The organism is Rhodopirellula sp. JB055 (assembly GCF_043100905.1).
Taxonomy (GTDB): domain Bacteria; phylum Planctomycetota; class Planctomycetia; order Pirellulales; family Pirellulaceae; genus Rhodopirellula.
This window is the reverse complement of record NZ_JBICHO010000123.1, coordinates 1-11,395: the sequence shown is the minus strand read 5'-3', so window position 1 is coordinate 11,395 and position 11,395 is coordinate 1. Positions and strand designations below refer to the sequence as shown.

8 protein-coding genes and 1 pseudogene are annotated in these 11,395 nt (G+C 55.5%); 6 read left to right on the top strand and 3 right to left on the bottom strand.

Annotated elements, in window-relative coordinates:
• Together ACF8AM_RS05110 and ACF8AM_RS05105 are read right to left on the bottom strand one after the other, a co-directional pair.
• Positions 1-704: pseudogene (locus ACF8AM_RS05110) on the bottom strand (transporter); the annotation flags it as partial.
• A gap of 327 nt (positions 705-1,031) precedes the next feature.
• A complete protein-coding gene (locus tag ACF8AM_RS05105; protein WP_392554593.1) occupies positions 1,032-2,132 on the bottom strand; it encodes an acyl-CoA desaturase in 1,101 nt (366 codons plus the stop codon).
• Between the two features lie 276 nt (positions 2,133-2,408).
• On the opposite strand from ACF8AM_RS05105, the gene epmA reads away from it, so the two are divergent.
• The 6 genes from epmA to ACF8AM_RS05075 all read left to right on the top strand — a co-directional run bounded on the left by epmA (position 2,409) and on the right by ACF8AM_RS05075 (position 9,646).
• A complete protein-coding gene (epmA, locus tag ACF8AM_RS05100) occupies positions 2,409-3,392 on the top strand; it encodes an EF-P lysine aminoacylase EpmA (protein WP_392554592.1) in 984 nt (327 codons plus the stop codon).
• Positions 3,393-3,400: 8 nt separating this feature from the next.
• Positions 3,401-4,990: an aquaporin gene (locus ACF8AM_RS05095; RefSeq protein WP_392554591.1), complete on the top strand. Its 1,590-nt coding sequence runs from the start codon at positions 3,401-3,403 to the stop codon at positions 4,988-4,990.
• 180 nt (positions 4,991-5,170) lie between these two features.
• A complete protein-coding gene (locus ACF8AM_RS05090; RefSeq protein WP_392554590.1) occupies positions 5,171-6,733 on the top strand; it encodes a sulfatase in 1,563 nt (520 codons plus the stop codon).
• Between the two features lie 274 nt (positions 6,734-7,007).
• A complete protein-coding gene (locus tag ACF8AM_RS05085; RefSeq protein WP_392554589.1) occupies positions 7,008-7,559 on the top strand; it encodes a dihydrofolate reductase family protein in 552 nt (183 codons plus the stop codon).
• Between the two features lie 66 nt (positions 7,560-7,625).
• Positions 7,626-8,084 (top strand): acetyltransferase, encoded by a 459-nt coding sequence (locus ACF8AM_RS05080; RefSeq protein WP_392554588.1) that lies wholly within the window; start codon positions 7,626-7,628, stop codon positions 8,082-8,084.
• An 86-nt stretch (positions 8,085-8,170) separates the two neighbouring features.
• Entirely contained in the window at positions 8,171-9,646 is a 1,476-nt protein-coding gene (locus tag ACF8AM_RS05075) for a sulfatase (protein ID WP_392554587.1), read from the top strand.
• Positions 9,647-9,810: 164 nt separating this feature from the next.
• On the opposite strand, the gene ACF8AM_RS05070 is transcribed toward ACF8AM_RS05075, so the two are convergent.
• Positions 9,811-10,431, bottom strand: coding sequence for a hypothetical protein (locus ACF8AM_RS05070; protein WP_392554586.1), 621 nt, complete (start codon positions 10,429-10,431; stop codon positions 9,811-9,813).
• Positions 10,432-11,395 lie beyond the last annotated feature (964 nt).

Here is an 11,395-nt window from a genome sequence, read left to right as displayed (position 1 = left end):
GGTGGCGTGGGGCGCCAGCGTCCTTCCCGCTGAACACGCGACATCTGGCACGGGGAATCTGCGAACGCAGCGATATCGCTGGGGCGTTTCCCGGCCACAACTGGGTTGGCAATTCGAACGACGCGTCGGCCAATGCTGTTGGCTTGAGCAATTTCGGCACTGGTTGGTTGGGACGAGTCTTCCCCTGAATGAGTTTCGTCGTCGTTCCCCTTCGCAAACAACTTGATCGCGATTTGCACGAACAAGACCACCGAGATGATCCCAATTGGATAGGCGACACCGAAGCCAACTGCCACTGCGGCCGGATCACCCGACGATTGCGTGATCGCACCGAGCGCTGGAGTGCTGGTCATGGCTCCCGCCATCAAACCGCCAGCCAGTTCAGCGGGCAAATCGAGCAAGCGAGCACAAACCCAAGTCACTGCGACACCAGTCAAAACGATGACCGATCCGGTGATCGCCATCGCTCGACCGTGAGACGCGAGGCCTCGAAAAAAGGTCGGGCCAGCGGAGATGCCGACGCAGTAGACAAACAGTGCCAACCCGAGCGTGCCGAACCCAGTCGGGATGCTCCAGCCAAAATGTCCGGCGAGCAAAGCAACAAACAGAATCGCTGACGTGCCTAGCGAAATGCCACGGAACGACACTCGGCCAATCAACAGGCCCAACGCAATCACACACAGGAGAACGAGAATCGGGTTCATGGTCTCCGAAGCCTCAAGGAAAGAAACTGCCGGACGATACGAGGGACCGAGCAATTTCACAACCTGGGTTTGGCTCCCTCCGATGAGCTTCATTGGCTAGGTCGTCTTCGGGGACGCTGCATCCTTTCGTGGGCGGTCAGACCGGGAATGATTGGGTGACGGTTGGTCCTTTGCGGGATGGATTCGTTGTTCGCTGATTGACGGAAGCTCTTTTGGAAGTGGCACTCACGACGCAAAAAAACAGCCGACCTCGTGAGAGACCGGCTGTTTGTTGATACGTCTCGAGCCCCGATTGGACCGGCTCGAAGCTCGAGTGTGGCGGAATTGTTAGGCTGACGCTGTGTTCTTCGCGTCGCGAGCTTTCTTTGCCGCGACTGTACGATAATCGACCACGTCCCAAACCAAACCCAACGCGCGAAGCAGTTTGATGGCTTGCCAGGTGATGTCGAATTCCCACCACTTGTGACCGTGCTTGGCCATCCGCGGGTAAGCGTGGTGGTTGTTGTGCCAGCCTTCACCGTAAGCCACGATTGCGACCAACCAGTTATTGCGACTGTCGTCGGTGGTTTCGTAGTTCTTGTAACCCCACATGTGCGATGCACTGTTGACCATCCAGGTTGCGTGCAGAACAGCGACCAAGCGGACGAACATGCCCCAAACCAACATCGAGATTCCGAGTTCCCAACCGCCAAACGCGTAGCCGATGCCCAGCAAGGCAAACGATGCGACGATGTGGATCGGCAAAAACAGCATGTCAAACGCTCGCATCGCTGGGTCTTTGTACAGGTCGGGAACCCAGCGATTCAAGTAAGCGTCTCGGTCGCCATTGTGAGTGTGAAATGCGAGCCAGAAGATATGGCTCCAGATACCGCCATCGCGAGGCGAGTGCGGATCGCCTTCCAGGTCGCTGTGAGCATGGTGTTTGCGGTGATCGGCCACCCAATCCAAAGGCGAGCCTTCGCCCGCGAAACATCCGATCGCTGCAAACGTGTAGCGAACCCAGTTGTAGGTCTTCATCCCGGTGTGCGTCAGCAAACGGTGATAACCAAGGCAAATGCCGAGGCTGCCGGCAACCCAGTGAAGCACCAAGGCGGTGATCAACGCGGTCCAGGTGAAAGTGAATGGTGCGGCCAAGCACACCACGTGAGCCAACGCCAGCCAACCAACCGCCCACCAACTGATGTTCGACGCGCGAACTCGGTCAGCCTTGGTCGGCTTCGCCAAATCGCGTTTTTTCGCGGCTTTTTGAGCGACCAGCGATGAAAAACCGTCGGCGTCTTCTTCGCGAGGTTGATCCAATCGCAGCTTGCCACCAGTTTGTGGCGATTCAAGCTGTGTTGATTCAGGGGCGTCGGTTGGGTTTTGGGTGGGATTGCCCTTGCCCTTGGCAGGGGAGTGGTTCTTGGTTGGTTCAACAACGGTCGACATCAGAGAACGATCCTGGTCTCGTGGTGCGTTAAATAAGTCGTGAGACGCAGCCTCGAAATGACGACGTCTCGTTTCCGCGGGAAGAATAGCAAGGCGAGGCCTTCTTGATGTCACACCGGATGTAAAAGCGTGTAACGGTTATGTAATTGTTCCTCCGAAGGCCGTATTCTGTGGAAAACAGCGTGCTGGCCAGGCACGAAACGCTCATTATGAAGATGCCAGCACGCCCATTTTGTCGCTCCGCGGCCTTCCAACTCGCCCCCGCAACCGCGTTTGATGCTCGATCAGCCCTCCTCCTTGTGTTTCGCAGAACGTTTGCGTCAAAGATCGGACTTGCTTCGCGATCTACGCCGCTTCTTCGACAGCCGCGGTTTGATCGAGGTCCAACCACCGTGCTTGAGTCGGGACTGCGTCGTCGACGCTTTCTTGGATCCGATCGAAGTCGATGGGGCACAGGTCGGATTGGACGGTGGGCCGGATTCGCCCCCCAAGTTCTACTTGCAAACGTCGCCCGAATCCGCGATGAAACGAATGCTGGCCGAGGGGGCTCCTTCGATCTACGCCATCACGCCCGTTTTCCGCAAAGGCGAAGTCGGAGCGCGACATAACGTCGAATTCTCGATGCTGGAATGGTACGAAGTCGGCGGCGACGCTTCCTCAGCGATTGAAATGCTTGGCAACTTGGCGGTCGAGATTCTGAACACGCCGGCTTTTCGAACGATCAGCTACCGCGAAGCCTTTCAATGTCACCTTGGGTTTGATCCGGTCGAAATCGCCATTGATGATTTGCGAGATCAAGTCGCCCGATTGGATGAATCGTTGGCGCTGTCCATCGGACCGGATCGAGACGCGCTGCTGGATGTTTTGCTAAGTGAAAGGATCGAACCCTCACTAGCCAATGACACACCAACGATTCTGACGCGGTACCCTGTCACGCAAGCGGCGCTTGCCAAACCATGCGAAGACGATCCCGATTGCGCGGAACGCTTCGAATTGTTTTATCGAGGCGTTGAGCTCGCCAACGGTTACGACGAACTGCTCGACGCTGACGAACTTCAGAGACGCTACGAATTGAGCAACCAGATTCGCGTCGCTCACGGACGATCTCCCCTCTCGGTTGACACCACCTTGCTAGCTGCAATGCGCCAGGGTTTGCCTGCGTGCAGTGGCGTTGCTCTCGGGGTCGACCGATTGCTGATGCTACGCACTGGTGCTGACGACATTGCTGATGTCATTCCCTTTCCGACCACTCGAGCTTGATCGCCCCCATGCAGTTATCTTTACTTCGACGATGCGTATGCGAAATCATTGGAACGTACTGTTTGGTACTGATCGGATGTGGGGCAATGGTTGTCGACAACCAGACTGGCATGCTGACTCATGTTGGTGTCGCGACCGTTTGGGGATTGATCGTGATGACGATGATCTACTCGATCGGTGATTTGTCAGGGGCGCATATGAATCCGGCGGTTTCGCTTGCTTTCGCTAGCGTAGGACGTTTTCCTGTTCGCGATGCCGCCGCTTACATCGTCGCTCAATGTGCTGGCGCGTTGTTGGCTGCCGGTTCCTTGGCCATGGTTTTCGGGATCGATGATGCGAAGCTTGGCAGCACGTCCTCGTCCTTGGCCACGGGGTCTGCTTGGGCGGTGGAGTTCATGATGTCATTGATTCTGATGTGGATCGTGATCGGCGTTTCAACGGGCGCGAAAGAGAAATCCATCACAGCGGGCTTGGCCGTCGGCGCGACCATCGCAATGGAAGCCTTCGTCGCTGGGCCGCTCACCAACGCTTCGATGAACCCGGCTCGCAGCCTGGGTCCCGCATTGGTGTCCAACCATTACAATTTGCTCTGGTTGTACTTGACCGCGCCCATCGTGGGTGCTGTTGCGGGTGGATGGTTGTACCGTTTCGTGCGAGGCAATGACGAAGCGGACACAGAGGAATGCGTCATGGTGAAAAAAGCTTCTGCTGCGGTTTTGTTTGTTCTGTTTTTAGGTGCTGGTGGCGATGCCGCCCTTGCCGATGAATCTGCGGCGCTGCTGCGTCCCAACGACCGCGTCGCGATGATCGGAGGCACGTTCGTTGAACGAATGCAACCGCGTGACGAGTTGGAAACGGAACTGCAGACGCAGCGACCTGACTGGAAACTTTCCATCCGCAACCTCGGCTGGTCCGGAGACACCGTTTCGGCAATCTCGCGGAAGCGATTCGAAAACATCGAAGCGGGCCGAGCTCGACGGTTGGCTGACATCGAAGCCGCCAATCCTACCGTCGCGCTGATTTGGTACGGGCAATCGGAAGCGGGGCAGTTCCATGAAAACGCCGACCGCTATCAAGCGGACCTGTTGAGCTTGGTGGACGAACTGAAGAAAAGGGGAACGCGCGTCATCCTGTTGACTCCCGTTGAGATTCCCGGTGACCGACGCCCTCACTATCAATCCGGGTTGTCAGCCTTCAAGCAAATGCTGCGTGACGTTGCTCGCGCCCAATCCTTGGCTCTCGTGGAACTGAACTGGAATCCCACCGACCAACAATTGACAGAGGATCGCATGTTGCCAAATGTAGTGGGTTATCGCGAATTGGCAGTGCGATTGAGCGGAGCATTGCTGGGCGAATCTGCCGGGCAAGTTGACCCCTCCCAAGCGGAGTTGCCTGACACACCCGAACGGCAGTCTTTGCAGGAAGCGATCGCTCGGAAAAACGAGTTCTTCTTTCATCGCTATCGACCTCAAAACGAAACGTATTTGTTTTTGTTTCGAAAACATGAGCAAGGCAATAACGCAGTTGAGATCGAACAGTTTGATCCCATCATCGAGGAAGCCGACCGAGCGATCTGGGAGGCGGCCCGAAACCAGTGACCGTCCACGTGGCGTGTCCTTCCTCTGAACAGAATGTTGGCGGGCCGATTGTGCGGCCAGACCTGGCCGCCTAGTGCTGCAGGAATCCTTGCGAACATCTCCACCCAAGCGATGAGCGAGACCCGCAATTCGATTACAATGGCGGCCTTCCCCACATCCTGCCCCTCAGAATCGTTGAACATGCGCATCGCACTTTCACAAACCTACCAGTGTCTCCCTGTGTTTCTTTGTGCGGCTTTGGTTGGAACCTTTGTCCACGCCGCCGACCAACTCCCGCCGACCCCCAAGCGAGACGGAGTTCAGCCGCGAAACGTGGTCTTCATCTTGACCGATGACCATCGCTTCGACGCCATGGGGTGTGCTGGTCATCCGTTTCTTGAAACGCCTCACTTGGATTCGATTGCCGCCAACGGAACGCACATCAAGAACGCTTTGGTCACGACGAGCTTGTGCTCGCCCAGTCGAGCTTCGATCCTGACTGGTTTGTACACGCACAAGCACCGAGTGATTGACAACAATCGCTTGGTCCCCGACGGCACATTGTTTTTCCCTCAATACTTGCAGCGAGCAGGATACGACACCGCGTTTGTTGGCAAGTGGCACATGGGCGGGCATCACGATGACCCACGTCCCGGGTTTGACCATTGGGTCAGCTTCCGAGGTCAAGGCAACTACCTTCCGCCGGGGCCAAAGTACACGCTGAACGTCAATGGGGAGCGAGTCAAGCAGAAGGGATACATCACTGATGAACTCACCGACTACGCAGTCGACTGGCTGAAAGAACGAGACGACGAAAAACCATTTTTCCTGTACTTGTCCCACAAGGCCGTTCATTCGAACTTCACACCTGCGGAACGTCATCAAGGACGTTATGCCGATGCAGATCTCAGTTTTCTTCCGACAGGGAAAGAGCTTTCGGCTGACAAAAACACGCCACGCTGGGTCAGAGACCAAAAGAACAGTTGGCACGGAATCGACTTCTCGTACCACAGCGACAAAGGGCTGGATTACCTCTACCGTCGCTACTGCGAATCGGTGCTTGCAGTCGACGACAGTGTTGGGCGCGTGTTGCAACAACTCAAGGACATGGGCGTTCACGACGACACGCTTGTGATCTACATGGGCGACAACGGCTTTATGTGGGGCGAACATGGGTTGATCGACAAACGCGTTTCCTATGAAGCATCCATTCGTGTCCCAATGTTGATGCAGTGTCCCAACTTATTTGAAGGTGGCACACCGACGGAGCAAGTGGTTGGAAACATCGACGTCGGCCCCACGATTCTGCATGCAGCCGGTTTGGAAACGCCGGAATACATGGATGGCCAGAGCTTTCTTGAGCTACCCAACCATCCCGACGCGGATTGGCGAGAGTACTTCTTGTACGTGTATTATTGGGAGAAGAACTTCCCGCAAACGCCGACGCAATTTGCGTTGCGTGGTGATCGCTTCAAGTACATCACCTACTACGGATTGTGGGATACCGACGAGCTCTATGATTTGCAAACGGATCCGGACGAGTTAAACAACCTGATCCACGACCCGAATTACAAATCGGTCGCCAAAGAAATGGAAAATCAGCTCTATGCGATGCTTGGCGACGAGGGCGGGATGGATATCCCCATGAATCAACCGCGTGGCGGGTCCAACAACAAGCGTTGGTCCGAACAAGGCGGATCCGAAGCGGCGGATTTCCCCAAAGCCTTCGTGGTTGAGAAACCGATCAACCGCAACGCCAACTAGCGTCCGGCTTTGGGCGTTCTTCACGCCGGCCTCGTTGGAAGAAACGGGGCCGGCAGAACCACCTTCTTTCATGGTGTCGCCCGAGAACGCCACTTGCGTTGGCGGATCCACTTTGTTTCAAACACGCTGTTTCGAAGCAGCGACCCTTGCTCGTAGAATCTCGCGGGGTTGCAACCTCGGTCGACGCCCGAAGCAACCTTTGAAAATTCACGTCGTGCACTTCCCGCGAATCAAGGGTTGGGACAAATTCGCGGATGACTCAGTTGGAACAACGATGACTGCAAACGCTTCCGTATTTATCGCGACCAGTCTTGACGGATTCATCGCACGCAAAGACGGCAATCTTGACTGGCTTGATGAAGCCAACGCGAGCGTTCCGGAAGGTGAAGATTGCGGTTACAACGCGTTCATGAGCTCGGTCGATGTGCTGGTGATGGGGCGAAACACGTATGATAAGGTACGAACTTTTGGGCCATGGCCCTACGGCGACACACCGGTGGTCGTGCTGAGCCAAAATCCGATTGAATTTCCTGATGAGATGCCCGCCTGTGTCACTCATTCATCAGAATCCGCTATCGATTTACATCGTCGCTTGTCCGAACAAGGTGCGAAGAAGCTTTACATTGATGGCGGCGTCACCGTGCAACGTTTTTTGCAGGCCGGCTTGATCAAGGAGATCGTCATCACCATCATTCCCATCCTGTTGGGCGATGGCATCCCGCTGTTCGGATCACTCGAAAGAGACATCAAGCTCACCCATCAAAGCACAAAAACCTTTGACTGCGGGTTTGTGCAATCGACTTACTCGGTCCAAACGGACCGCTAAGTCCAATCAGCAAGCTATCCCGCTCGGCAAGCAACACGGAATCGTTTCTTCAAGGTGACCTTCCTAATGAGAATCTCAACTGCTGACGTTGACGATTATTCGAGACTGATCGAAATCTGGGAATTATCCGTTAGAGCGACACACGATTTTTTGCCCGAAGAAGAGATCCTCGCGTTGCGACCTTTGATCCTGGACCAATACTTTGATGCGGTTGAGTTGACCTGCGCACGAGATGAAGCAGATGAGATATGCGGATTCTGTGGTGTGAGTGACGGCAACATCGAGATGCTCTTTGTCGCCCCGCAGGCCAGAGGTACCGGGGTGGGGCGAGCGTTGACGGAGCATGCCGTCCGGTGGCAGTCAGCGATGAGAGTCGATGTGAATGAACAGAACGTGCAAGCAATCGGCTTCTACCAAAGAATGGGATTTGCCATTGTCGGACGTTCACCCGTCGATGGACAGGGCAAGCCCTATCCTCTACTGCACATGCAACTGAATTCGCTCAATCCTAGCGCTGAGGGGTGATGGATTTTCGTCCAGCGAGTCGCCATCCTGGCGACCGGGATTGATCCCCAGGCGGATTACCGTGACTTTCAACAGAGAATGTTTCCATGAGATCAATTGCAATCGCCGTCAGCGTCTCCTTTTGCCTCGCCTCGGCCCTGTTCAACCAATTAATTTGGGCAGCCGAACGTCCAAACTTTGTGATCGTGCTCTGCGATGACCTGGGATACGGAGACCTGGAGTGTTTCGGCCATCCCCACATCAAAACACCCAACCTGAATCAGTTGGCCGCCACCGGCATCCGGCTGACGAATTGCTATTCGGCGGCCCCCGTTTGTTCTCCCTCTCGGGTTGGACTATTGACCGGACGCAGCCCCAATCGAGCTGGCGTTTATGACTGGATCCCCGAAGCCCGGAACCCAAGACCAGACGCTCGCGACCAAGTACACATGCGTGGCCATGAAGTCACCATCGCGCAATTGCTCAACGATGCAGGATACGCCACTTGCATGGCGGGCAAGTGGCATTGCAATTCTCGCTTCAACGACCCCGCTCAACCGCAACCCAATAACTTTGGTTTCGATCATTACCTGGCAACCCAAAACAACGCCGCCCCCTCCCATCAATTCCCCGAAAACTTTGTTCGCAACGGCAAACCGATCGGGAAGGTCGATGAGTTCAGTTGTCAATTCGTGGTGACCGAAGCTTTGCAGTGGTTGGACCGTCGTGCTGAAAAGGACCAACCTTTCTTTCTCTACCTGCCGTTTCATGAACCTCACGAACCCGTCGCCTCGCCGGAAGCACTCGTCGCGCAGTACCGGAACGTTGCAGTAGACGAAGACGAAACCCAGTACTTCGCCAATGTTGCGAATGTCGATGCCGCGGTGGGTCGGTTGGTGAAGGGGCTAGAAGAAATTGGCAAACGCGATGACACGCTGATCGTTTTCACATCTGACAACGGCCCCGAAACACTCGATCGATACCCCAATGCCAATCGCTCCTACGGTTCCCCGGGGCCTCTACGTGGCATGAAGTTGCACACAACCGAAGCCGGGTTTCGTGTCCCAGGAATTGTCAACTGGCCCGGCGAAATTGAGCCAGGACAAACTCTCGACACCGTCGTTTCGTCGCTCGATCTCCTTCCCACTTTTTGCCGTTTGGCAGGTGCCTCCATTCCCACCGACTTGTACCTCGATGGCACTGATGTTTTGCCGCTGCTCGCTGACCCAACCGCACAACGCCCTAAGCCCCTTTTCTGGGTTTATTACAACGCCATCAACGAACGACGAGTCGCCATGCGGGACGGCAAGTGGAAAGTGCTGGCCAAGCTCAATCGCGGCCAATTCCCCAAGCTGCAAAACATTTCAGATCACAACGCTGACCGAGCGCGAGAGGCAAACCTGACGGACATTCAGATCTTCGATGTCACTCAGGACATCAACGAATCCACCGACGTCTCAGCACAGGATCTTGAACGAACCAAGGCCATGGAACGCAAGCTGAACACGTACTACAAAGAGCTCACTGCCCATTCCCACGTGTGGCCAACGCCACGGAAGAAGGCAAAAGACGCATCCCGATAGGGCGGCCGCGCGGAAAAGGGGACGGGGGTCAATTCGCGTGATTCGTCGCTTTTGACCCCCGTCCCTTTTTTGGTCGGTCTCCCGTTCTTTCGTTGCCACGAGGTTTTGCGGTGGAGATTCACTGGATGGAACCATTCCATTCCGAAAGACTCTTGCTGGTCTGCTCACCACGGTGCACCAAAGTTCAGCAAAGACGGTTGGACTGTTTCATTGACCACGGGATCGATGATGGTCGTATCTTGCGTTGTGAAATACTCATACTCAGCACGGGTGTCGATACGACGGACAAGGTAAGATTGTTGATCGATCCAAATCGTGATTGGGCTACCGAACAACTGGGCTTCGATTGTGAAGCAGGCATGTTCGCCATGTAGCTGATCTGCGCCGCGTCTCGCTTTGGTTGCGTCGGTCAATGTTCGCCCGTCGACCTCTCTCGGCAGCAGCAAGGCTGGGATGGTGTGTGCCGCGCCGCCTGAAACGCCTGTCGCACCTGCCAATCCAAGTCCCAGTGAATAAGGCCGCTCCGATCGTCGCTTGACGTCCCACCAAGTACGTATCTGAGTGCCGTCTCGCCAGACGATGTAGCGGGACTGCGAATCACCCTCAATGCGGAACTGGAAGCGGAATTGATGCGGACGAATCATCGCGGTTGTAAACGGTATGACTTCCACCGTCTCCCCTTCGCGGGACAGGTAAGTTGTCGTGAGCGTGCCTGAATCGGAGTAGGTTTCGCATTCCGAATAGGTGGTCGCCATTCGGTCGAGGATTTGCGAAGCGGTGGGCAATCGATCGTCGGTGTCTCGATTGCAACCAAGCAGCGGGATCGCGAAGAGTAATGCTGCGAGGGTTGCCGCTGGCGCCTGATATGAATGGCTTGAAAACGTCATGTGGAGAGAGAGTTTGCCTTGAACCAAGGTGACGGACACAGTTTCCGGCTAGGCTCAATATCACTGAATCCAGGGCGCCGATTTGTTCTCGGATTTTGTCCGTAAGGACTGGGGCACCTCCAAGTCATTGAGCGGAACACGACCCCGACTCGCCGGCTTCGGTAACCATTGCGTTCAAGCATGGGTGCATCTCCAACCGTCCGGTTGAACCACATTCCGGTGGCATGTGGCTCGCCCCCTTCGCTTGAACTGGATTGCTCACGTCGAGGACAAGGGAACGGGGGCAATCAGCATGGTGCGTCGCTTTTGCCCCGGTCCGCTTTTCTAGGTCGCGCAACAGTTCGTGTCGATCAGTGCCGATTGGTGTTCCTGTTGAAGAGAACAGTGATCTTCGCTCATCGCACACCAGTCATTGCGGCGTGGACGAGAGAAAGACGGCGTCGGAATGATTGAGTTCTCGCTAGATTTGTTGATCGACTTTTTTCAATTTCGTTGTCCGGAATTCGCCACGCTCGGAGAAGTACTTTCATGTGTTTTGTGGTAAGTAGCTGGTTGGGTTTCCTTCCGGACCGACGCTGAAGCGGGGAGTCACCGTTCGACCTCCCCTCGCTTCGCTCGACCCTACTGCCTGGAGGGTGAAGATGGAGAGAGGTAACTCGAGGAAAAGGGGACGACTCGAGGAAAAGGGGACGGGGGTCAATTGGCACGATTCGTCGCTTTTGACCCCCGTCCCCTTTTCGTGGTCCGTGTCGATCAGTGCCGATTGATTTTCCTGTTGAAGAGAACACTGATCTTCGCTCATCGCACACCAGACATTCCGGCGTGGACGAGAGAAAGACGGCGTCGGAATGATTGAGTTCTC

What these genes read in the sequence shown, in the direction of transcription:
- ACF8AM_RS05105 (WP_392554593.1), bottom strand. Translation starts at nt 2,132, where the DNA reads ATGTCGACCGTTGTTGAACCAACCAAGAACCACTCCCCTGCCAAGGGC.
- epmA (WP_392554592.1), top strand. Translation starts at nt 2,409, where the DNA reads ATGCTCGATCAGCCCTCCTCCTTGTGTTTCGCAGAACGTTTGCGTCAA.
- ACF8AM_RS05095 (WP_392554591.1), top strand. Translation starts at nt 3,401, where the DNA reads ATGCAGTTATCTTTACTTCGACGATGCGTATGCGAAATCATTGGAACG.
- ACF8AM_RS05090 (WP_392554590.1), top strand. Translation starts at nt 5,171, where the DNA reads ATGCGCATCGCACTTTCACAAACCTACCAGTGTCTCCCTGTGTTTCTT.
- ACF8AM_RS05085 (WP_392554589.1), top strand. Translation starts at nt 7,008, where the DNA reads ATGACTGCAAACGCTTCCGTATTTATCGCGACCAGTCTTGACGGATTC.
- ACF8AM_RS05080 (WP_392554588.1), top strand. Translation starts at nt 7,626, where the DNA reads ATGAGAATCTCAACTGCTGACGTTGACGATTATTCGAGACTGATCGAA.
- ACF8AM_RS05075 (WP_392554587.1), top strand. Translation starts at nt 8,171, where the DNA reads ATGAGATCAATTGCAATCGCCGTCAGCGTCTCCTTTTGCCTCGCCTCG.